Genomic DNA, 21,710 nt, shown 5'->3' with positions numbered 1-21,710 from the left:
CCCTGCGCCGCGTCGTCGGCCGGGATCGTCCTGCGCCGGGTCACATACCCGCGATCAGCTTCTCGACACGGTCGTCCACCGAGCGGAACGGGTCCTTGCACAACACCGTGCGCTGCGCCTGGTCGTTGAGCTTGAGGTGCACCCAGTCGACGGTGAAGTCCCGCCGCTGTTCCTGCGCCCTGCGGATGAAGTCGCCGCGCAGCCGCGCCCTGGTCGTCTGCGGGGGCACGGACTTGCCCTCGAAGATCTTCAGGTCGTTGCAGACGCGGGCGGCCTGCCCCTTGCGCTCCAGCAGGTAGTACAGACCGCGACGACGGTGGATGTCGTGGTACGCGAGGTCTATCTGGGCGACCCGCGGATGCGACATGGTCATGTTGTGCTTGGCCCGGTACCGCTCGATGAGCTTGTACTTCATCACCCAGTCGATCTCGGTCTCGATCCGGTCGAGCTCCTCGGTCTCGATGGCGTCGAGCGTACGGCCCCAGAGCTCCAGGACCTGGGCGACCGTCCCGGTGCGGATGCCACGGCGGTCGACGAAGTCGACGGCCTTCTCGTAGTACTCGCGCTGCACCTCGATGGCGGACGCCTCCCGGCCGCTGGCAAGGCGCACCTTGCGCTGTCCGGTGGTGTCGTGGCTGACCTCGCGGATCGCCCGGATGGGGTTCTCCAGCGTCAGGTCCCGCATCACCGTGCCCGCTTCGATCATGCGGAGCACCAGGTCGGTCGCGCCGACCTTGAGCAGCATGGTCGTCTCGGACATGTTGGAGTCACCGACGATGACGTGGAGGCGGCGGTACCGCTCCGCGTCCGCGTGCGGTTCGTCCCGCGTGTTGATGATCGGACGGGAACGCGTGGTCGCGGAACTGACGCCCTCCCAGATGTGCTCGGCACGCTGGCTGACGCAGTAGACGGCGCCCCGGGGGGTCTGCAGCACCTTGCCCGCGCCGCAGATCAGCTGCCTGGTGACGAGGAAGGGAATGAGGATGTCCGCGAGCCGGGAGAATTCGCCGTGTCGCGCCACCAGATAGTTCTCGTGGCAGCCGTAGGAATTCCCCGCAGAGTCGGTGTTGTTCTTGAAGAGATAGACGTCGCCCGCGATTCCCTCCTCGTGCAGGCGGCGTTCGGCGTCGACGAGCAGGCCTTCGAGAATGCGCTCACCGGCCTTGTCGTGAGTGACCAGTTCGGTCAGGTTGTCGCATTCGGGGGTTGCATATTCCGGATGCGATCCCACGTCGAGGTAGAGGCGGGCGCCGTTCCGCAGAAAGACATTGCTGCTGCGGCCCCATGACACAACACGGCGGAAGAGGTAGCGCGCCACTTCATCAGGGGACAGTCGGCGCTGTCCCCTGAACGTGCACGTGACGCCGTACTCGTTCTCCAGCCCGAAAATGCGGCGGTCCATGACTGAACATTACGCCTGATGGCCTGAGCTGAAACCGGGTTCGACAGCACCGTTTCGATCATTTTCCGATCCCCGTACTGCAACGGCGGTGCGGCCGGGAACTGCCAGTACCCGTCCGGTGGTCAGCAGAACGAGGAGTGCCGCCACTCCACCGGCCGCAGCGACGGCGAAACTCCACGCCGTGCCGCCCAGCTCGACGGCCGGACCCGCCAGGGCCGTTCCCGCCGCGGCACCGACCCCGAAGGTCGTCACCAGCCAGGAGAACGCCTCGGTCACGGTGCCCTGCGGGGCGTGCCGGTCGACCACGATGAACGAGCAGGCGATCGCGGGGGCCAGGAAGACCCCGGCCAGTGCCGCCAGTGCGGTCATGGCGACCACGCCCGGTGTCAGCACCAGCGGCAGATAGCCCAGCGCCAGCAGGGCCACGATGACCCGCAGCCGGCGCTCCGGGGCCCCGGCCCACTGCCGCGCCCCGTACACCGCGCCGCCGATCAGGGCGCCCAGCCCGAGCGCGGCCATCAGCCAGCCGTACACCGAATCGCTCCCGTGGTCGTCGGCGTAGGCCACCCCGGCCACCGTGATCGAGCCCAGCGCGAGTCCGACGAAGAAGAACGAGCCGAGCAGCACCAGCAGCCCCGGCGAGCGCAGCGCGCCCAGCCAGTGCGCCTCGCGGGGCGCGGAGCGCCAGGTCCGGGACGGTTCGGACAGGACGACGGAGAGCGCCCCCAGCACTCCCAGCGCATTGATGACGAGCAGGGCGACGGCGGGCGACCAGAGGGAGACGAGCAATGTCACCAGGAGCGGGCCCACGGTGAACATGACCTCCTGGGCGGCGGCGTCCATCGCGTACGCCCGGTGCACCCGGTCCTCGCCGCCCAGAACGCTCGGCCACAGGGCCCGCAGGCCGCCCTCCAGCGGCGGGGTGAAGACCCCGGCCACCGCCACCGCCGCGTAGGCCAGGGGCAGCGGTTCCAGGCCCGCCAGGGCCAGCAGGGCCATGCCGAGCGCCGACACCGCGGCGGCCGGGAGCTGGACGCGCGGCTGGCCGTACAGATCCACGGCGCGGCCCAGCAGCGGCTGGCCGACGGCGGTGGCCAGCCCGTACACGGCCGCGAGCGCTCCGGCGAGGGCGTAGCTGCCGCCCTCGGCGCGGGTGAAGAGCACGATCGCGACGGGGGCGGTGGCGTTCGGCAGTCGTCCCACCAGGGTCCCCGCCAGCAGCCGCGCGGCATGTCTCGCCCGGAGGAGGTCCAGATATCCCGCGGCCATGTTCCGTCGCCCCTCTCCCTCGGGTGCACTTCGGCCACCCAGAGGTTTTACGTATAACGTCGAGGTTCATACGTACCATGTGCCCAGTCCGCAGGTCCACCGCACAGCACCTGCCCCGAGCGGCCCGGAGGCCCGAGTGACCAGCGCACCACAGCCCGCACCGGCCCGGCCCACCAGCCGTGACGTCGCTCGGGCCGCAGGCGTCTCGCAGGCCACCGTCTCCCTCGTGCTCGGCGGCAAGTGGCGGGGCCGGGTCTCCGCGACCACCGCGGAGCGCGTGCGGCACACCGCCCACGGGCTCGGCTACCGCCCCAATCTCGCCGCCCGCAATCTCCGCCTCGGCCGCACCAGGACCGCGCTGCTGGTCGTCCCCGCGCTCACCAACGAATTCTTCGCGCGCGTCTACACGGGGGCCGCCGCGGTAGCCGCCGAACACGATTTCGGGGTCGTTCTCTACCCGTCCCCCGAGGGCACCGGCCCGGCCCGGGATCCCTTCGCCTCGGCGAGCGCCTCCCTGGACGGCGTGATCGCGTCCTCCATGGCCGCCGGCACCCTCGACGCGCTGCGCGGAGCGGCCCTGCCGCTGGTGATGCTCGACAGCGACCCGGCGGACGGCGGGGCCGCGGCCCATGTCAATCCCGACGTCGCCGACGGCATGCGGCAGGTGGCGGAGCACCTGCTCGCCCTCGGCCACCGCCGCTTCGTCCACCTCGCCTCGGCGGTCGACTCCTGGACCTTCGTGGTGCGCGGCCGGGCGCTGCACGAGACCTTGCGGACGGCTCCCGGCACCTCCGTGCGGACGGTCACCGCGGCGCTCGACGTGCACGCGGGCCGCACGGCGGCCGAGCAGGCCCTCGCCGCCCCGGGCCCCCGGCCCACCGCCGTCGTCTGCGACGACGACATCCTCGCCGCGGGTGCCTGCAAGGCCGCGCGCAGGCTCGGCCTGCGGGTGCCCGGCGACCTCTCGGTCACCGGTTTCGACGATCTGGCCCTGGCCACGGCCGTCGAGCCGGAACTCACCACCGTGCGGCTGCCCGCCGAGCAGGTCGGCGAACGCGGCATGGCCGCCCTGCTGGCGGTCCTGGACGACCGGCCGGTCGAGCCCGGCAGTCTGCCGGTGCGTCTGGTCGCCCGCGGTTCCTCGGCGCCCGTCCGTCCATGACGGCGCCCCGGCCCGCCGGGAGGCGGACCGGGGCGGACGTCACCGCGACGGGTTACTTCTCGGAGGACTCCACGTCCCCGCCGGAGTCGGCGGATCCGGTGGTGTCCGTCGGGGCGGCGGCGGCCCCGTCCTCGGCGTCGGAGGGGGCGTCCGTCGGCGCGGAGCCGCCGTCCGCCTCCAGCAGCCGCGCCAGCTGCCGCCCGACGATCCGCTTGAACTTCCGCTGCTGCGGCCTCGTACGGTCCAGGACCGCGACCTCCAGCCGCTCGGCGGGGATCTCCCGCTCGCTGCCGTTGGGATCGCGCGACAGCGCCTGCACCGCCAGCTTGAGCGCCTCGGCGAGCGTCATCCCGTCCCGGTGCCGCTGGTCCAGGAAGGTGCTGATCTGCTCGGCGTTGCCACCGACCGCGACCGAGCCGTGCTCGTCGACGATCGAGCCGTCGTGCGGCAGCCGGTAGATCTGGTCGCCCTCGGGCTCGGTGCCCACCTCGGCGACCACCAGCTCCACCTCGTACGGCTTCTCGGCCGCGCTGGAGAAGATGGTGCCCAGCGTCTGCGCGTAGACGTTGGCCAGCCCACGGGCCGTCACGTCGTCGCGGTCGTAGGTGTATCCGCGCAGATCGGCGTAGCGCACACCGCCGATGCGGAGGTTCTCGTACTCGTTGTACTTGCCGGCGGCGGCGAAGCCGATCCGGTCGTAGATCTCGCTGAACTTGTGCAGCGCGCGGGACGGGTTCTCGCCGACGAACACAATGCCGTCGGCATACTGCAGCACAACCAGGCTGCGACCACGGGCGATGCCCTTCCGGGCGTATTCCGCCCGGTCGGCCATGGCCTGCTGGGGTGAGACATAGAACGGCGTCGACACCGGTTATCCGTCCCTTTCTGTCAGTGACGAGAGCATCGAAGAGGCAGCGGAACGACGATCAGAGCAGCGCGGCGCGCGGGCCGTCCGGCTGCTCCATCCGGCGTTCGAGGACCGAGCGGGCGATCTCGGAGGATTCCGCGTCGTCCAGCCTCCGGAAGCCCTCGTCGGTGATGACGGTGACGATCGGGTAGATCCGCCGCCCCACGTCCGGACCGCCGGTCGCCGAGTCGTCGTCGGCCGCGTCGTACAGCGCCTGCACGACCAGGGTGAGCGCTTCCTGCTCCGTCAGGTCATCGCGGTAGAGCTTCTTCATCGAGCTGCGGGCGAAGACCGATCCGGAGCCGGTGGCCGCGTACCCGTGCTCCTCCGAACGGCCGCCGGTCACGTCGTACGAGAAGATCCGGCCCTTCTCCCGGTCGATGTCGAAGCCGGCGAAGAGCGGGACGACGGCGAGGCCCTGCATGGCCATCGCCAGATTGCTGCGGATCATCGTGGAGAGCCGGTTCGCCTTGCCCTCCAGCGAGAGCTGGGCACCCTCGACCTTCTCGAAGTGCTCCAGCTCCAGCTGGAACAGCTTGACCATCTCCACGGCCAGTCCGGCCGTGCCGGCGATGCCCACCGACGAGTACTCGTCGGCCGGGAAGACCTTCTCGATGTCGCGCTGTGCGATCACGTTGCCCATGGTCGCCCGCCGGTCACCGGCCAGGACCACGCCGCCGGGGAACGTCACCGCGACGATGGTCGTCCCGTGCGGCGCCTCGACGGCCCCCTGGAGGGGCGGCAGGCTCCGGTTGCCCGGGAGCATCTCCGGCGAGTGCTCGGACAGGAAGTCCATGAACGAAGAGGATCCCGGCGTCAGGAAGGCAGCTGGTAGACGCCCGGTGCTACGAGTGTTGGCTTCCACGCGTTTCCCTCCAGGTAAGCGACGGCCCCGAACCGGATGTCGGGATCGTCTCCCAACTTGCCGACGGCCGAATTGCAGTTGATGCGGTTACGCCACGGACCCTACCCGTCCCGTGGCGGTGATCCACATGAACCGCGGGGGCAGCTGTGCGGCTCGCGGTGCCGCTTGTGGCCGCGCGGTACGGGCCGACCCGGCCCGTACCGCGCGTACCGCCCTCCACTCCCCCGCGTTCACATCCGTGAACTACTGTCCGCCCTTTTGAACGAACGAACGCACGAAGTCCTCGGCGTTCTCCTCGAGCACGTCATCGATCTCGTCCAGGACCGAGTCGACGTCGTCGCTCAGCTTCTCCTGGCGCTCCTTGAGGTCCTCGGACGCCTGCGCGTCCTGCGCCTGCTCCTCGACCTCCTCGGTGGAACGCGTCGCCTTCTGCTGTCCGCCGCCGGTGTCCTTGGTCGCCATATAGCTCACCCCGCTCGGTTCGAAGCACTTGATCAGACCCTACCCACGGGCTCCGACATCGGCCCGGTACTTTCTCTCAACGTCCGGGGGTCATCCCGATGATTCCCCGATCCCGGCCCTTTCAGCCGCCGGACAGCACCTGGACGAGCTCCTCCGCCGTGCGGCAGCGGTCCAGGAGCTCCTTGACGTGCTCACGGGTCCCCCGGAGCGGCTCCAGGGTGGGCACCCGCTGCAACGAGTCGTGCCCCTGCAGGTCGAAGATGACCGAGTCCCAGGAGGCCGCGGCCACGTCGTCGGCGTACTGCTCCAGGCAGCGGCCGCGGAAATAGGCCCTGGTGTCCTCCGGAGGCCTCGTACGGGCCTTCTCCACCTCGCCCTCGTCCAGCAGGCGCTTCATCTTCCCGCGGGCCGCCAGACGGTTGTAGAGCCCCTTCTCGGCCCTCACGTCGGCGTACTGGAGGTCCACCAGGTGCAGGCGCGCCGCGTCCCAGTCCAGGCCGTCGCGGCGCCGGTAGCCCTCCATGAGCTCCCGCTTGGCGACCCAGTCGAGCTCGCCGGACAGGCTCATCGGGTCGTTCTCCAGCCGGTTGAGGGTGTCCTCCCAGCGGGTGAGGACGTCCTTGGTCTGCTCGTCGGCGTCCGCCCCGTACCGCTCCTCGACGTACTTGCGGCCCAGCTCGAAGTACTCCATCTGCAACTGGACCGCCGTGAGGGTGCGCCCACTGCGCAGCGTGACGAGGTACTGCAGTTCCGGGTCGTGGGAGACGTGGTGCAGGGTGCGCACCGGCTGGTCGACCGCGAGGTCCACGTTGATGAAGCCGTCCTCGATCATGGACAGGACCAGGGCGGTGGTGCCGAGCTTGAGGTAGGTGGAGATCTCCGAGAGGTTCGCGTCGCCGATGATCACATGGAGCCGGCGGTACTTCTCCGCGTCGGCGTGGGGCTCGTCCCGGGTGTTGATGATGGGGCGCTTGAGGGTGGTCTCCAGGCCGACCTCGACCTCGAAGTAGTCGGCGCGCTGACTGATCTGGAAGCCGTGCTCGTGGCCGTCCTGGCTGATTCCCACGCGGCCCGCCCCGGTGACCACCTGGCGGGAGACGAAGAACGGGGTCAGGTGGCGCACGATGTCGGAGAACGGCGTCTCCCGCTTCATCAGGTAGTTCTCGTGCGTGCCGTACGAGGCGCCCTTGTTGTCGGTGTTGTTCTTGTAGAGGTGGATGGGCTGGGCCCCGGGCAGCTGGGCCGCCCGTTCGGCCGCCTCGGCCATGATCCGTTCGCCGGCCTTGTCCCAGAGGACGGCGTCCCGCGGATTGGTGACTTCCGGGGAGCTGTACTCCGGGTGCGCGTGGTCGACGTAGAGGCGGGCACCGTTGGTGAGGATGACATTGGCCAGGCCGATGTCCTCGTCGGTGAGCTGGCTGGAGTCCGCGGACTCGCGTGCAAGGTCGAAACCTCGCGCGTCCCGCAGCGGGTTCTCCTCCTCGAAGTCCCAGCGGGCGCGGCGCGCCCGGTGCATCGCCGCCGCGTAGGCGTTGACGATCTGGGACGAGGTGAGCATGGCATTGGCGTTGGGGTGGCCGGGGACGGAGATCCCGTACTCCGTCTCGATGCCCATTACTCGCCGTACGGTCATGCGGCCCTCCTTGCCCGGCGGCGCTCCCTTGGGGGGGCGGCGCTCAAGTACCGCTGCTTGTCGGTGCGCGTGCACGGCCCGTCCACGCACTGCGCGACCGGGCGGTACGCAAGAGCCTAGAGCGCCTCTGTGCTGGTGGGGAGATCAATTACGTCATTGCTGCGGTGTCGCGTGAGCTGTCCGGAAAGCAACCGGCTGCGGATGCCCGGCGGGCATCCGCAGCCGGACTGCGTTCTACAGGTACTGGCCGGTATTCGCCACCGTGTCGATGGAACGGCCGGTGTCCGCGCCCTGCTTTCCAGTGACGAGCGTACGGATGAAGACGATCCGCTCGCCCTTCTTGCCGGAGATGCGGGCCCAGTCGTCCGGGTTGGTGGTGTTCGGCAGGTCCTCGTTCTCCTTGAACTCGTCCACGCACGCCTGGAGGAGATGGGAGACCCGAAGGCCCTTCTGGCCCTGTTCGAGGAAGGCCTTGATGGCCATCTTCTTGGCCCGGTCGACGATGTTCTGGATCATCGCGCCGGAATTGAAGTCCTTGAAGTACAGGACTTCCTTGTCGCCGTTGGCGTACGTGACTTCGAGGAAGCGGTTCTCCTCGGACTCGGTGTACATCCGCTCGACGACGGACTGGATCATGGCCTGCGCCGCCGCCTCCTTGGAGCCGGTGTGCTCCGCGAGGTCGTCCGAGTGCAGGGGCAGCGAAGGCGTGAGGTACTTCGCGAAGATGTCCTTCGCGGCCTCCGCGTCGGGGCGCTCGATCTTGATCTTCACATCGAGACGGCCGGGGCGCAGGATCGCGGGGTCGATCATGTCCTCGCGGTTGGAGGCGCCGATGACGATGACGTTCTCCAGGCCCTCGACACCGTCGATCTCGGCGAGCAGCTGGGGAACGATGGTGTTCTCCACGTCCGAGCTGACGCCGGATCCGCGGGTGCGGAAGAGGGATTCCATCTCGTCGAAGAAGACGATGACGGGAGTGCCCTCGCTCGCCTTCTCGCGAGCACGCTGGAAGACCAGCCGGATGTGCCGCTCGGTCTCGCCGACGTACTTGTTGAGGAGTTCCGGACCCTTGATGTTGAGGAAGTAGCTCTTGCCCGCCGGCTGACCGGTGACCTCGGCGACCTTCTTGGCGAGGGAATTGGCGACGGCCTTGGCGATGAGCGTCTTGCCGCAACCGGGCGGACCGTAGAGCAGAATGCCCTTCGGCGGCCGCAGTTCGTGTTCCTTGAAGAGGTCGGGGTGGAGATAGGGGAGTTCGACCGCGTCCCGGATCAGTTCGATCTGGTCGCCCAGGCCGCCGATCTTGTCGTAGTCGATGTCCGGCACTTCTTCGAGGACGAGTTCCTCGACCTCGCTCTTGGGGACCACTTCGTAGGCGTAGCCGGACCTGGGTTCGAGCAGCAGGGCGTCACCGGGGCGGATTGTGGTGTGCAGCAGCGGCTCGGCGAGCCGCACCACCCGTTCCTCGTCGGTGTGCCCGATGACCAGGGCCCGCTCGCCGTCCTCAAGGACTTCCTTGAGGGTGACGATGTCCCCGGCCCGCTCGAATTCCATGGCGTCGACCACGTTGAGCGCTTCGTTGAGCATGACTTCCTGGCCGCGCCGGAGGTCGTCGAGCTCGACGCTGGGGCTGACGTTCACCCGGAGCTTCCGGCCTCCGGTGAAAATGTCGCAGGTGCCGTCCTCATTGCCCTGCAGAAACACACCGAATCCGGCCGGCGGCTGCGCGAGCCGGTCGACTTCTTCCTTGAGGGCCACGATCTGGTCGCGGGCCTCACGGAGTGTGTTGGCGAGCCGCTCATTCTGCGCGGACACACCCGCCAGGTTGGTCTGCAACTCGACGATCCGCTCTTCGAGAATCCTCGTATGGCGCGGAGAGTCGGCGAGCTTACGTCGCAGGACGGCGATTTCCTGCTCGAGATAGGCGACCTGGCCGGCTGGGTCTTCGGACCCCCGTCCGGGCCGGATGCCGCGGTTGATGTCGTCGTCGTGGGCTGCCACGGTCCTCACCTCCTCCAAGGGGAGCTGGACGCTTCCTGACCCTACCTGGGTGGGTGATGATTGAAACCCCTAGATCACAAAGACTGCGGGGCGTGTCCGATCTTCACCCTTGCGTTCCCCCTCGTGTCAGGGGAATACCCACCCTTCAACATCGGAAAGCGGCCAGTTGTATCGTCGGACCGTCCAACACCCGTCGGGGCTGGCTTCTTTTGGTTCGGATACGCAGGAAACGGCAGGAGAAATGACCGTGCAGCAGGACGCTCCCAACGGTGGCGACGCGCAGGACCTGGAGGTCTGGATCGACCAGGACCTCTGCACGGGAGACGGCATCTGCGTCCAGTACGCCCCCGAGGTGTTCGAGCTGGACATCGACGGCCTGGCGTACGTGAAGAGCGCCGAGGACGAACTGCTGCAGGACAGGGGCGCGACGACGCCCGTGCCGCTGCCGCTCCTCCAGGACGTCGTCGACTCGGCCAAGGAGTGTCCGGGCGACTGCATCCATGTGCGTCGCGTTTCGGACAGGGTCGAGGTGTACGGCCCCGAGGCCGCCTGAGCCGAGGGCGCGGAGGCTCGGGTCCCCGCGGCTCAGGGCCCCGGGGGCGCGTGCGGTGGCCGCTCAGACACCGGCCGGGGCCGGGTGGGTGGCGCGGACGAACGCGCCGCCCCGCCACTGCCACGTGACCTCTTCCTGCTGGTCGGGGCAGCAGCGCGGCACCGACGTCGAGGAGTAGCCGAGCAGAGTGGCGGAAATGATTCCGTCACGCACCGTGAAATCACCGATGCTCATCTTCTGGGCGGGGTCCACGAGGGTCGCCACAACCCGGGGTGCGGCCCCGTTTCCGTTGGTGAGGACGTAGACGCCGCTGGGCGGGGTGCCGGAGCCGGCCGCGCAGTGGACCACGGCGACGGTCTCGGGGCGCCCGTCGCCGTCGAGGTCGCCGGTGGCCTGCTTGGCCACCGTGTTGTCCAGCCCGGCGCAGTCCAGGGGGAAGGCCGCCCGTGCCGGGTCGGGGGCGGTGACGGCCGGTGTGCCGTGCCGGGTCGCCGTGCGGTGGGGGGTCGATGCCGATGCCGAGGCCCCGGGGTCCGGCTGGAGCACCCCGGCGGCCGCGATGACGGCGGCCATGGCCGTCGCGGTGGCGAGCCAGTGCAGCGGCTTGGTGTCGGTGTGCGCGAGGTCCGGGAGCTCGGAGGTCTGCACGCGGGATGTCTCCTGTGGTTCCTGTGGTTCGAGGATGCCTGGACGGGCGGTGCGGCGGTGGGTCTTCTGCGGTGGCGTGGGTGGGCCAGCATCGTGCCACACCTCACAGGGTGGAGGAACGGTGGGGTCGGTACGGATCCGGGCCCGCGGAGCGGTTCTCCCCGCGGGCGGTTCCCCCGCGGACAACGAAGAGGCGCCGCCGTCCGGTTCCCGGGTCGCTCCGGGAACTCGGCGGCGGCGCCGGTGCGTTGTGCGGATCAGCCGCGCGAGGAGCCGCTCTGGCTGCCGGGACCGTCGTAGTCCTCGCCGTAGGCGCCCTTGGCGGGGCGGCGGCGGCGCAGCGGGGGCTCCACACCGTCGGCCAGGCGGCGGGCGGTGACGAGGAAGCCGGTGTGGCCGATCATGCGGTGGTCCGGGCGGACGGCCAGGCCCTCGACGTGCCAGTTGCGGATCATCGATTCCCAGGGCTGCGGTTCGGCGAAGCAGCCGATCTCACGGATGGACTCGACGGTCCGCGCGAGCTGGGTGGTGGTGGCGACGTAGGCGCAGAGGATGCCACCGGGCACCAGCGCCTTGGAGACGGCCTCCAGGCACTCCCAGGGGGCGAGCATGTCGAGGACGACCCGGTCGACGTCGGTGTCCGAGAGGTTGTCCTGGAGGTCGCCGACGGTGAGCTGCCAGGCGGGGTGCGGCTCGCCGAAGTAGCGTTCCACGTTCTGCCGGGCGATCTCGGCGAAGTCCTCGCGGCGCTCGTAGGAGTGCAGCATGCCCTGGTCGCCGATGGCGCGCAGCAGGAAGGTGGAGAGCGAGCCGGAGCCGACGCCGGCCTCCACGACGCGGGCGCCGGGGAAGATGTCGGCGAAGGCCAGGATCTGCCCCGCGTCCTTGGGGTAGACCACGGCGGCGCCGCGGGGCATGGACAGGACGTAGTCGGGGAGCAGGGGGCGCAGCGCGAGGTAGGCGACGTTTCCCGTGGTTCGGACCACACTGCCCTCGGGGGCACCGATCAGCTCGTCGTGCGGGAAAGAACCCTTGTGGGTGTGGAAGTTCTTCCCTGCTTCGAGCGTGAAGGTGTAGTGGCGTCCCTTGGGATCGGTGAGCTGGACCTGGTCCCCGACCTTGAAGGGCCCGCGTCGGCGGGCGGCACCGGTCGGTTCAGACATGTGACCAGCGTACCGGTGTTTCCCCGGGCTCCGACCGCGAGGCCGGGGCGGGCGGCGGGTGTTCGTTCAGGCGGTTGGCCTGGCCAGGGCGGCGACGAAGGCCCGCTCCACATCGGCCGTGGAGAGCACCCCGTAGATCTCGCCGGTCTCCTCGACGACGAGGTACTCGGTCGCCGGGGTGGCCTTGAGTCGCTCCAGGAGTGCTTCGCCGGACAGTTCGGCGGAGACCTTCATGCCCTCCGTGAGGTCCTGGGCGAGGCCGCCGACGGCTACCCAGGGGCGGCGGTGTTCCGGTACGGAGACGATGGCGGTCTCGCGGACGAGACTCTTCGGTTCGCCGTGGCCGTCGACGACGACGAGGGCGCGGGCGCCCGCCTCGTTGGCCCTGCGCAGGGCCTCGGAGAGCGGGGTGTCGGCCTCCACCGGGACGGCGCGGCGGGTGAGGGTGCGGGCGCGCAGTTCGGGGAGGTGTTCGCGCAGCCGGGCCATGCGCAGGCTGTTGCCCGCTCCGGTCCAGATGATCGCGGCGAGGATGGCGGCGAGCAGCGCGTCGGTGACGGTGTCCATGCCGCTGAGCTCGGCGGGGTCGTTGCCGAAGGACCCGGTGCGGGTGAGCAGCGGCAGGCCGATCAGGGTGACGACGGCGAGGGCGCGGCCGACCCAGGCGGCGGCGACGGTGCCGCTCATCGGGCGTCCGGTGATCTTCCACACGACGGCCCGGAGCATGCGTCCGCCGTCGAGCGGGAGGCCGGGAAGGAGATTGAAGGCGGCCACCAGGAGGTTGGAGATCATCAGGCCGGCGAGCAGGACGCCGGGCACGGTGCCGGGCTCGACGAACCTCATCCCGACGTAGAACAGGCCGGCGAGCACCAGGGAGAGCAGCGGGCCGACGAAGGCGAGCAGGAACTCCCGGCCCGGGGTCTCGGACTCCTTCTCGATCTCGGAGACGCCGCCGAAGAACTGGAGCTGGATGCGGCGCACCGGCAGCTTGTAGCGCAACGCCACGACCGTGTGCGCGAGTTCGTGGACGAGCACGGAGGCGTAGAAGGCGATGGCGAAGAAGAGGGAGACCAGGTAGCGCGCCGCGCCGAGTTCCGGCAGCACCCGGTCGAGCTGTCCGCCGAAGACCCAGGTGATCAGCGCGGCCACGAGGAACCAGCTGGGCGCCACGTACACGGGCACGCCGAAGGGGCGGCCCATGAGGAGGCCGCCTCCTGGCTCTTCGGGGCTCTGCGGTCGGCCCCCGTCGGGGCCGGGGCCGGGGGCCGGTCCCCCGCCACCGGGCTGCGGCCGCCCGCTGTCGCCGCTCTCGTCCACGAGGTCCCTTCGGTCGGTGCCCTGCGGCACGGTCATGCAGTGTTCGAGGGTGTGTGGTCGATGGTATGCCGCCGACTGTCGGTGGCGGGCCGTAGGGTCTTCGACATGGCCTCCCTGTCGCGGTCCCCTCAGCCGCCTTCGTCCCTGTCGCCGTCGCGGGCGAGCGATTTCATGCAGTGTCCGCTGCTGTACCGCTTCCGGGTCATCGACAAGTTGCCGGAGAAGCCCAGCGAGGCGGCTACCCGGGGCACGCTGGTGCATGCCGTGCTGGAGCGGCTCTTCGACAATCCCGCGGCGGAGCGCACGGCCGGCCGGGCCACGGCGCTGGTCCCGGCCCAGTGGGACCGGCTGCTGGAGTCGAAGCCGGAGCTGGCCGAGTTGTTCGCCGGGGACACCGGGGGCGAGCGGCTCGCGCGCTGGCTCTCGGAGGCGGAGGGCCTGGTGGAGCGGTGGTTCTCGCTGGAGGACCCGACGCGGCTGGAGCCCGCCGAGCGGGAGCTGTTCGTCGAGACGGAGCTGGAGTCCGGGCTGCGGCTGCGCGGGGTGATCGACCGGATCGACGTCGCGCCGACGGGCGAGGTCCGGATCGTCGACTACAAGACGGGCAAGGCTCCGCGTCCGGAGTACGCGGAGGGCGCGCTGTTCCAGATGAAGTTCTACGCCCTGGTGATCTGGCGGCTGAAGGGCGTGGTGCCGCGCCGGCTCCAGCTCGTCTACCTCGGCAGCGGGGACATCCTGACGTACGACCCTGTGGTGGCGGACCTGGAGCGGGTGGAGCGCAAGCTGCTGGCCCTCTGGGACGCGATCCGGCTGGCCACGGAGACGGGCGAGTGGCGACCCCGGCCGACGAAGCTCTGCGGCTGGTGCGACCACCAGGCGGTCTGTCCCGAATTCGGCGGTACTCCCCCGGTGTATCCGCTCCCGGTCCGCCCGCCCGAGTCGGAGCGGGAGGAGCAGGGCAGAATGGACCCGGTCCGCACCGAGGCCGGCCGGCCCGTGGCCCCCGAAGGACCCTGAAGGAGACCCTGTGGCTATCCGCGTCCTACTGGTCGACGATCAACCGCTGCTGCGCACCGGTTTCCGGATGATTCTGGAGGCGGAGGGGGATCTCGCGGTGGTGGGCGAGGCCGGTGACGGCCTCCAGGCTCTCGACCAGGTGCGGGCGCTGCAGCCCGATGTGGTGCTGATGGACATCCGCATGCCGCGGATGGACGGTGTGGAGGCGACGCGCCAGATCACCGGTCCCGGCCGGGACGGACCGGCGAAGGTGCTGGTGCTGACCACGTTCGACCTCGACGAGTACGTGGTGGAGGCGTTGCGCGCGGGTGCCAGCGGCTTCCTGCTGAAGGATGCCCCGGCCAACGAGCTGGTGCAGGCCATTCGCGTGGTCGCGGCGGGCGAGGCGATGCTCGCCCCGAGCGTCACCCGCAGGCTGCTCGACAAGTACGCGGACCATCTGCCGTCCGGCGAGGAGCCCGTCCCCGACACGCTGCACACGCTGACCGACCGCGAGGTCGAGGTGCTGAAGCTGGTGGCCCGCGGCCTGTCGAACGCGGAGATCGCCGCGGACCTGTTCGTCAGCGAGACCACGGTGAAGACGCATGTCGGTCATGTGCTGACCAAGCTCGGGCTGCGCGACCGGGTGCAGGCGGCCGTGTACGCGTACGAGAGCGGCCTGGTGCGCCCCGGCGCCCAGTGAGGCGCGGCGGGGCGGGTGTGTTCCCATTCCCCGGACCGTTCCCTCTCGGAGGCGGTCCCGGGGCCGCGCCCGTGGCCGTGCCCGTGCCCGTCCGGCCGTGATGCCCCCTCCGCGGTCCGCCGCGCCGTCACCCCCTGCCCGGCAGGCACCGGTTGTCCGTGCCGTGCACGGATGCTGAGGTCGTTGCCGAACGTACGGCAGGGACGCAGAGGGGGAAGGGGTCATCGTGGAGTTCCGCGTTCTGGGCAGGGTCGAGGTGGTGATCGGCGGCCGGGCGGGGCACGTGGGGTACGCCCGGCAGCAGTGCGTGCTGGCTGCGCTGCTGGTCGACATCGGCCGACGGGTGAGCGTCGATCAGCTGATCGACCGCGTGTGGGGAGAGCGCCCGCCGCAGCGGGCCCGGGACGCCCTCTACAGCTACCTGTCCCGGCTGCGCCGCGTGCTGGCTCCGGCCGGCACCGGCATCGAGCGGTGCGACGGGGGGTACCTGCTGCGGGCCCAGGAGGACGCGGTGGACCTGCACCGGTTCCGTCGGCTGCTGGAGCGGGCCCGGACCGTCGACGACGACGCGCAGGCCGACGACCTGTACGGCGCGGCTCTCGGCCTGTGGCGGGGCGAGCCCTTCGGTTCTGCCGACAGCCCATGGATCCACCGGCTTCGGCAGGGCCTGCACCAGGAGCGTCTCGCGGCCGAGTCGGACCGGGGCGACCGCGCGCTGCGCTGCGGCCGTCACACCCGTCTGCTGGCGGAACTGCCTGTGCGGATCGAGGAACACCCGCTGGACGAACGGCTCGTCGGCCAGCTGATGCTCGCGCTCTGCCGGGTCGGGCGGCCCGCCGAGGCGCTCGACCACTACCGGCGCCTGCGTCACCGCCTGGCCGAAGAACTCGGTGTCGACCCCGGTGAGCGGTTGCAGCGTCTGCACCAGGACGTCCTCACCGGTGACCCGGCGCTGAGCGGTCCGTCCGAACCCCCCGCTCCGGTCGTCGGTCCGTCCGTGCCTCGCCAGCTCCCGCCGAGCGTCCTGCACCTGGTGGGCCGGGGGCACGAACTGGGTTTTCTCGACGCGCAGTTGAAGGTTCTGGACGACGGTCCGGGTACCTCCCCGATCGTTTCCGTGTCCGGGGTGGCCGGGGTGGGCAAGACGACGCTCGCCGTGCACTGGGCACGCCGGGTGGCGGACCGCTTCCCGGACGGTCAGCTCTGCCTCGACCTGCGGGGGTTCGGGCCCGCCGGGGCACCGATGGCTCCCTTCGAAGGCGCACGCCGGCTGCTGGAGGCGCTCGGGGTGCGGCCGGAGCGGATACCCGCGGACACGCCGGGCCGCGTGGCGTTGTTCCGCAGCGTCACCGACGGCAAACGGCTGCTGCTGGTGCTGGACAACGCGCGCGGCACCGACCAGGTCGAACCGCTGCTGCCCGGCAGCCCCGGCTGCCTGGTGCTCGTCACCAGTCGGCGGCGGCTCACCGGCCTGGTCGCCCGGCACCAGGCGCAGCACCTCTCGCTGGCCGTTCTGACGCCCGCGGCGGCCCGCGAACTGGTGGCCGCACGGCTGGGCGCCGAGCGGGCCGGTGCGGAACCGGAGGCGGTGACCGAACTCGCCGAGCGCTGCGACCGGTTGCCGCTGGCACTGAGCATCGCCGCCGCACGCGCCTGCACCCTTCCCTCCCTGCCGGTCGCGGCGCTGGTGGAGGAGTTGCGGGACGAGCGCCACCGTCTGACGGCCCTCTCCACGGGCGACGGCGAGGACACCGACCTCCTCTCGGTGTTCACCTGGTCCTACGGTGCGCTGTCCCCCGGTGCCGCGCGCCTGTTCCGGCTGCTGGCCGTACATCCCGAGCCGGATTTCGCCCTGCCGGTCGCCGCTGCGGCGAGTGGGCTCGCCCCCGCGGACACCAGGGTCCTGCTTGCCGAACTGGTCGACGCCCATCTGGTCCGGCCCGGCACCACCGGTCGTTTCCTCCTGCACGACCTGCTGCGCGCCTATGCCGGCACCCGGCTCGCCGCCGACGAGAGGGCCGAGGACGCGCACGCCGCGGCCCACCGGGTCTTCGATCACTACCTGCACACCGCCCTCGCCGCGGACCGGCTCCTGGACGAGCACCGGGACCCCGTAGCCGTGCGGGCTCCCGCCGCGGGTGCCCGGCCGCAGCCGATGGCAACGCACGAGCAGGCCGAGCGGTGGTTCCGCGCCGAGCACGCCGTCCTGCTCGCGGCCGTCCGACAGGCCGCGAGCACCGGGCTGCCGGGGCATGCGTGGCAGCTCGCCTGGGCGATCGGCACCCATCTGCACCGCAGGGGCGCCTGGCAGGAGTGGGTGGAGGCGCAGCGCATCGCGCTCACGGCGGCCCTGGACTGCGGCGATCGAGCGGGCATCGCCCACGCCCGGCACGGGCTGGGCCTCGCCTGTGCCTGGGCCGGCCGGCGCGAGGAGGCGCACACGCACCTCACCACCGGGCTCCGCGAGTACGCCGATCTGGCCGACGAACGCGGCCAGGCCCACACGCATCGCACCCTGGCCTGGCTCGCCCAGCGGCAGGGCAGGCCCGCACAGGCCCTGGAACACGCCGAAGGGACGCTGCGGCACTACACCGCCGCGGGGTTCGTTCCCGGGCAGGCCAGTGCGCTCAATGTCATCGGCTGGTGCGAGACCCTGCTGGGCCGTCACCGGGAGGCACTGTCCGCCTGCCGACGGGCTCTGGACCTCTTCGAGCAGGCCGGCAACCGCACCGGGCAGGCGTACTGCTGGGACAGCCTCGCCCACGCGTACCGGGGACTGGGCCGAGAGGCCGAGGCGATCGACTGCTTCCGGCAGGCCCTGAGCCTGTTCCGGGCGCTGGGCGACCGCTACAACCAGGCCACCGCTCTCACCGGTCTCGGCGACGGTCACGCCGCGCGCGGTGACCACGACGAGGCCACCGCCTGCCACCGGGAGGCGCTGGCCATCCTCCGGGAGCTCGGCCACCCGGAGGCCGACGACCTGCGGCGGCGGCTGGACCGGGCCGCACCCGCCTGACGCCCCGGCCCGAGTGCGGCCCGCCGCGGAGCCGTCCGCGGCGGGCGGCCCGGCCCCTTGCAGAAGTGCACAAGGTTCACCGAAGGACCGATGAGCAGGATGGCTCTCGCCGGCCGGCACCGGGGGCGGATGCGCCTCCACCCACCTGCGGACGACTCGCGTCGCAGGAACAGGAAGACGACCTGGAGGAACCACGTGATCTCGAAGATCGCCGTGCGGTTCGGGACGACCACCGCCGTCGCCGCGCTCGCCGTGCTCGGCACCCTGGCCACACCGTCCAGCGCCCGGAGCGACGGTGCCCGCGGCTCGAACGCCCCGGCCGTCACCACCACGAGCGCCCCGGTGGCCGCCGGAACCTGCACCTTCGACAGCCCGATCACCGCGAAGAGCGCCTCGGTGGGCTCCGCCACCGTGCAGCTGCGGTACAGCACGACGACCCGGTGCGCCTGGGGCCGCGTCCTCAACGCCAGGGTGGGTGATTTCGTGTACGTGGAGCGCAGGTACCCCGACGGGCACTCCGACGCCTATCTGCCCGGCGCCTCGGCGACCGAGGTGAAAACCGGGTCCGACGCGCACACGCCCTCGTACTACGACGGAGGCGTCCAGATGAGGGCCTGCGCCGTGACGCGAACCACCTCCAACTGCACGGGCTGGTACTGAGGCCGGACTCGCGCAGCCGCCCGGACACCCCGCGGGGTGTCCGGGCGGCCCGGCTCGGGCGGCGGGACGGTCAGCCGGTGCCCCCCACCAGTTCCCAGAGCTGGAGTTCGCCGGAGGGGTTGACCGCCCATTCGACCCCGGCGAGGCTCTCGCGGGAGGCGGCGTACTGCTTGCCCTGCCAGATCGGCAGGACGGGAACGTCGTCGGCGACGAGGTCCTGGAGCTTCTCGAAGGTCCCGGCCGCGGCGCTGCGGTCGGCCGCGCGCCGGGACTCCGGGATGAGCTTCTTCTGCGCCAGGGCCGACTTGTAGGGCGAGTTGAGGAAGTTGTTCTTGTCGAGGAACGGCGCCGTGTAGTTGTCGGGGTCCGGGAAGTCGGGGAACCATCCCATGCCGTAGACGGCGTACTCGCCGCGCACCTGGGCGGGGCGGAACTTCGCCCAGGGGGTGCCCTTGACGGTGACGTCGAACAGTCCGGTGTCGTTGAGCTGCTCCTTCAGCGTCCGGAACTCCTCGGCCGTTCCGGTGCCGAGGTGGTCGGTCGTGTAGTGCAGGGTGAGCTTCACCGGGGTGTCGATGTGCCCGGCCTGCAGGATCGCCTCCGCCTTGGCGGTGCTGGGTTCGCCGTACTTGTTGTAGAACGAGTTGGCGTGCCCGGTGATGCTGGACGGGATCAGCGAGTACAGCGGCTCGGCCGTGGAGCCGTACACCTCGCTCGCGATCTCGCCGCGGTCGACGACCTGCGCCATGGCCTGGCGGACCGCCTTGCTCTTCACGGTCTTGTCGTCGGTGTCGAAGCCGAGGTAGCGAATGGCGAGACCGGGCATCTCGGTGAGCTTGACGTTGTCCTCCGGCGTCTCCAGCATCCGCTGGGCCTGCTCCGGCGTCATGGTGCGGGTCATCATGTCGATCTTCTTGAGGCGGAAAGCCTTCTCCATGGCCTTCGCGTCGGGGAGGAGCTCCAGCTCGACCTCCTCGTTCCGCACCCTCAGATCGCCCCGGTAGAGGGGGTTCCTGGTGAAGACGATCTTGACGACCTTGTCGTGCTCGATCTTCGGCTCCATGGTGTACGGGCCGGAGCCGGTCACCTGGAATCCGGTCCGCGCGGACTTCGCCTCGTAATCGGTCCGCGGCACGATGCCCGCGACGGGGGTGGAGAGCTTGTACGGGAACGTGGCGTCCGGCGTACGGAGGTGGAAGACGACCTCCTGCTCGTTCGGCGTCTCGACCGTGTCGATGTTGGCGAGCAGGGCGCCGGGGCCGTTGGGGGTGTCGATGCGGATGACCCGGTCGATGGAGTACTTCACGTCGTCGGCCGTGATCCTCCTGCCGCTGGTGAACTTCAGGTCGCTGCGCAGCTTGCAGCGGTAGCTCTCGTTCCGGGTGTCCGTGAAGGAGCAGTTCTCGGCCGCCTCGGGCACCGGCAGGCCGCCGCCGCGCGGCACGTGCATCAAGGTCTGCACGGTCTGCCGGAGCACGTTCCACGCGCCCGCCTCGTAGGCGACGGCGGGGTCGAGCGGGGCGGGGTTGTCCTCGGAGGTGACGAACTGGTCCGTGGTGCCGACGACGAGGGCGTCCCCGCCACCGTCCCCGCCGCCCGACGCGCCGCAGGCGGCGAGTACGGGTGCGAGCAGGCCGACGACGGCCGGCAGCACCAGAGTCTTGCGGTTCATCTTGGACGCTCTCCCTCATCCCGGTATCGAGAGAGCGACATTAGTGGGCGCCGTCGGCAATGCCGCACGGGGAGTTCCGTCACGAGATCGGACAGCTGCAGGGAATAACCGCGAGTCATTTTCCTGCACCGGGAAGACTTCGATCCGATCGCCACCAATCGGGACTTTTTACCGCCACAAAACGGGCACGCCGGTGAATCCTGAGCAGTTCTCAGGGTTTATCGAGTGACAAAGCTCACGCTTTCCTGTATTTGCAACCTTCGCTATGCGCACACCCTCGCACACGGGCGCGCGACAGAAAGCACACATTCACCACCGAGAGTTTTTCTTTTTATTCACAGAAACACTCCCGGTGGGCGGATCATCGCGTTCCCGTGACCAGTCCCCGGAGGAAGGCGAGGTCGACCTCCTCCAGCGAGCTCACGACCACCCGACCGGACGCGGGGGCGATGGGGGCGACGGACGGCACGGCGACCACCCGGCAGCCGGCGGCCTCCGCGGCGGCGACACCGGTCGCGGTGTCCTCGATGACGGCGCAGCGCTCGGGGTCCGCCCCGAAGCCGGAGGCGGCGGTGAGGTAGGGCTCCGGGTGCGGCTTCGTGCGGGAGACCTCGTCGCCCGCGACGGTGAGGGCGAAGTGGTGGTGGCCCACCGAGTCCAGCACCCGGTCGATGATCCGCCGGTGCGAGGCGGAGACCAGGGCGGTGGGGACCTCGTGCCTGGCCAGTTCGTCCAGGAGCCGTGCCGCGCCGGGCATCAGCGGCACGCCCCGGCCGATGCGCTTCTCGAAGCGGTCGTTGAGCAGCACGGTGAGTTCGTCGAGGGTGACGTCCGCGCCGGTGACATCGATGAGATAGCCGGCACTGCGGGTCATCGGACCGCCGACCACCACGTCCCGCCACGCCTCGTCGAGCCGGTGGCCGAGTTCGGCGAAGACCTCCACCTCGACATCCCACCAGAAGCCCTCGGTGTCGACGAGTGTGCCGTCCATGTCGAGCAGAACGGCCTGGAGCGCGGCGTCTTCGGCCGTGCGGGTCAGGGACGCGGGGACCGTACTGGTCATCGGCACACCTCCGTGAGGAACGAGAGGCCGGCCGCCTTTTCCCGTGGGAAGGGCGACCGGCCTGCACTGGGCCGACAAGTGTACGACTTGTCCTGCTACCGCGCGTCGAACGTCGTCTTACCGCGCGTTGAAGTATTTCGCCTCGGGGTGGTGGATGACGATCGCGTCGGTGGACTGCTCGGGGTGGAGCTGGAACTCCTCCGAGAGGTGCACCCCGA

The 21,710-nt window shown here is 70.4% G+C and carries 18 protein-coding genes and 1 pseudogene; 6 read left to right on the top strand and 13 right to left on the bottom strand.

The genetic code is table 11. The features are described 5' to 3' along the window. Positions 1 to 40: 40 nt before the first annotated feature. Both pafA and ACWCXX_RS22155 read right to left on the bottom strand, forming a co-directional pair. Positions 41 to 1,402, bottom strand: coding sequence for a Pup--protein ligase (gene pafA / locus ACWCXX_RS22160; RefSeq protein WP_451129741.1), 1,362 nt, complete (start codon positions 1,400 to 1,402; stop codon positions 41 to 43). 9 nt (positions 1,403 to 1,411) lie between these two features. Further along, on the bottom strand, positions 1,412 to 2,671 hold the full coding sequence (locus ACWCXX_RS22155) for an MFS transporter (RefSeq protein WP_451129739.1): 1,260 nt from the start codon (positions 2,669 to 2,671) through the stop codon (positions 1,412 to 1,414). 136 nt (positions 2,672 to 2,807) lie between these two features. Here ACWCXX_RS22155 and ACWCXX_RS22150 point away from each other — a divergent pair, with 136 nt between their 5' ends. Then, complete coding sequence (locus tag ACWCXX_RS22150; RefSeq protein WP_451129737.1) at positions 2,808 to 3,833, top strand: LacI family DNA-binding transcriptional regulator; 1,026 nt, start codon at positions 2,808 to 2,810, stop codon at positions 3,831 to 3,833. 52 nt (positions 3,834 to 3,885) lie between these two features. Here the strand turns inward: ACWCXX_RS22150 and prcA are convergent, their stop codons facing one another. From prcA to arc, 6 genes and pseudogenes are all read right to left on the bottom strand, one after another. Then, positions 3,886 to 4,701: a proteasome subunit alpha gene (gene prcA, locus ACWCXX_RS22145; RefSeq protein ID WP_451129735.1), complete on the bottom strand. Its 816-nt coding sequence runs from the start codon at positions 4,699 to 4,701 to the stop codon at positions 3,886 to 3,888. A gap of 58 nt (positions 4,702 to 4,759) precedes the next feature. Further along, positions 4,760 to 5,605 carry a proteasome subunit beta gene (prcB, locus tag ACWCXX_RS22140; RefSeq protein WP_451129733.1) on the bottom strand — a complete coding sequence of 282 codons (846 nt, stop codon included), beginning with the start codon at positions 5,603 to 5,605 and terminating at the stop codon, positions 4,760 to 4,762. Beyond that, positions 5,557 to 5,747 (bottom strand): annotated as a pseudogene (locus ACWCXX_RS22135) (endonuclease domain-containing protein); the annotation flags it as partial. The gene prcB and the pseudogene ACWCXX_RS22135, both read right to left, overlap by 49 nt. Before the next feature lie 101 nt (positions 5,748 to 5,848). Beyond that, entirely contained in the window at positions 5,849 to 6,067 is a 219-nt protein-coding gene (locus ACWCXX_RS22130) for a ubiquitin-like protein Pup (protein WP_016325855.1), read from the bottom strand. Between the two features lie 121 nt (positions 6,068 to 6,188). Further along, positions 6,189 to 7,700 (bottom strand): depupylase/deamidase Dop, encoded by a 1,512-nt coding sequence (dop, locus tag ACWCXX_RS22125; protein WP_451129731.1) that lies wholly within the window; start codon positions 7,698 to 7,700, stop codon positions 6,189 to 6,191. A gap of 234 nt (positions 7,701 to 7,934) precedes the next feature. Beyond that, on the bottom strand, positions 7,935 to 9,701 hold the full coding sequence (gene arc / locus ACWCXX_RS22120; protein ID WP_451129729.1) for a proteasome ATPase: 1,767 nt from the start codon (positions 9,699 to 9,701) through the stop codon (positions 7,935 to 7,937). A gap of 241 nt (positions 9,702 to 9,942) precedes the next feature. On the opposite strand from arc, the gene ACWCXX_RS22115 reads away from it, so the two are divergent. Next, positions 9,943 to 10,254, top strand: coding sequence for a ferredoxin (locus tag ACWCXX_RS22115; protein WP_451129727.1), 312 nt, complete (start codon positions 9,943 to 9,945; stop codon positions 10,252 to 10,254). A gap of 63 nt (positions 10,255 to 10,317) precedes the next feature. On the opposite strand, the gene ACWCXX_RS22110 is transcribed toward ACWCXX_RS22115, so the two are convergent. The 3 genes from ACWCXX_RS22110 to ACWCXX_RS22100 form a co-directional block, all read right to left on the bottom strand. After that, positions 10,318 to 10,902, bottom strand: coding sequence for a hypothetical protein (locus tag ACWCXX_RS22110; protein WP_451129725.1), 585 nt, complete (start codon positions 10,900 to 10,902; stop codon positions 10,318 to 10,320). 257 nt (positions 10,903 to 11,159) lie between these two features. Then, the gene (locus ACWCXX_RS22105; RefSeq protein ID WP_402285311.1) at positions 11,160 to 12,065 is read right to left on the bottom strand and encodes a tRNA (adenine-N1)-methyltransferase; all 906 of its coding nucleotides are present in this window, start codon (positions 12,063 to 12,065) and stop codon (positions 11,160 to 11,162) included. 66 nt (positions 12,066 to 12,131) lie between these two features. After that, positions 12,132 to 13,382, bottom strand: coding sequence for a site-2 protease family protein (locus ACWCXX_RS22100; protein ID WP_451129888.1), 1,251 nt, complete (start codon positions 13,380 to 13,382; stop codon positions 12,132 to 12,134). 171 nt (positions 13,383 to 13,553) lie between these two features. On the opposite strand from ACWCXX_RS22100, the gene ACWCXX_RS22095 reads away from it, so the two are divergent. The 4 genes from ACWCXX_RS22095 to ACWCXX_RS22080 all read left to right on the top strand — a co-directional run bounded on the left by ACWCXX_RS22095 (position 13,554) and on the right by ACWCXX_RS22080 (position 18,757). Beyond that, the gene (locus ACWCXX_RS22095) at positions 13,554 to 14,399 is read left to right on the top strand and encodes a RecB family exonuclease (RefSeq protein WP_451129886.1); all 846 of its coding nucleotides are present in this window, start codon (positions 13,554 to 13,556) and stop codon (positions 14,397 to 14,399) included. A 10-nt stretch (positions 14,400 to 14,409) separates the two neighbouring features. Next, the gene (locus ACWCXX_RS22090; RefSeq protein ID WP_327276133.1) at positions 14,410 to 15,081 is read left to right on the top strand and encodes a response regulator transcription factor; all 672 of its coding nucleotides are present in this window, start codon (positions 14,410 to 14,412) and stop codon (positions 15,079 to 15,081) included. A 226-nt stretch (positions 15,082 to 15,307) separates the two neighbouring features. After that, positions 15,308 to 18,097, top strand: a complete 2,790-nt coding sequence (locus ACWCXX_RS22085; RefSeq protein ID WP_451129722.1) for an AfsR/SARP family transcriptional regulator — start codon at positions 15,308 to 15,310, stop codon at positions 18,095 to 18,097. A 195-nt stretch (positions 18,098 to 18,292) separates the two neighbouring features. Next, positions 18,293 to 18,757: a DUF2690 domain-containing protein gene (locus tag ACWCXX_RS22080; RefSeq protein ID WP_451129720.1), complete on the top strand. Its 465-nt coding sequence runs from the start codon at positions 18,293 to 18,295 to the stop codon at positions 18,755 to 18,757. A gap of 70 nt (positions 18,758 to 18,827) precedes the next feature. On the opposite strand, the gene ACWCXX_RS22075 is transcribed toward ACWCXX_RS22080, so the two are convergent. Beyond that, positions 18,828 to 20,429 (bottom strand): ABC transporter substrate-binding protein, encoded by a 1,602-nt coding sequence (locus ACWCXX_RS22075; RefSeq protein ID WP_451129718.1) that lies wholly within the window; start codon positions 20,427 to 20,429, stop codon positions 18,828 to 18,830. Between the two features lie 361 nt (positions 20,430 to 20,790). After that, positions 20,791 to 21,492 (bottom strand): HAD family hydrolase, encoded by a 702-nt coding sequence (locus tag ACWCXX_RS22070; RefSeq protein ID WP_451129716.1) that lies wholly within the window; start codon positions 21,490 to 21,492, stop codon positions 20,791 to 20,793. Between the last annotated feature and the right edge of the window lie 218 nt (positions 21,493 to 21,710).

It is taken from the genome of Streptomyces sp. NPDC001732, assembly GCF_053596315.1.
This window is presented reverse-complemented; position numbering and strand designations above follow the sequence as displayed.

Coding starts and splice junctions, on each gene's coding strand:
- pafA (WP_451129741.1), bottom strand. CDS start 1,402: ATGGACCGCCGCATTTTCGGGCTGGAGAACGAGTACGGCGTCACGTGC.
- ACWCXX_RS22155 (WP_451129739.1), bottom strand. CDS start 2,671: ATGGCCGCGGGATATCTGGACCTCCTCCGGGCGAGACATGCCGCGCGG.
- ACWCXX_RS22130 (WP_016325855.1), bottom strand. CDS start 6,067: ATGGCGACCAAGGACACCGGCGGCGGACAGCAGAAGGCGACGCGTTCC.
- dop (WP_451129731.1), bottom strand. CDS start 7,700: ATGACCGTACGGCGAGTAATGGGCATCGAGACGGAGTACGGGATCTCC.
- ACWCXX_RS22115 (WP_451129727.1), top strand. CDS start 9,943: ATGACCGTGCAGCAGGACGCTCCCAACGGTGGCGACGCGCAGGACCTG.
- ACWCXX_RS22105 (WP_402285311.1), bottom strand. CDS start 12,065: ATGTCTGAACCGACCGGTGCCGCCCGCCGACGCGGGCCCTTCAAGGTC.
- ACWCXX_RS22095 (WP_451129886.1), top strand. CDS start 13,554: ATGCAGTGTCCGCTGCTGTACCGCTTCCGGGTCATCGACAAGTTGCCG.
- ACWCXX_RS22075 (WP_451129718.1), bottom strand. CDS start 20,429: ATGAACCGCAAGACTCTGGTGCTGCCGGCCGTCGTCGGCCTGCTCGCA.
- ACWCXX_RS22070 (WP_451129716.1), bottom strand. CDS start 21,492: ATGACCAGTACGGTCCCCGCGTCCCTGACCCGCACGGCCGAAGACGCC.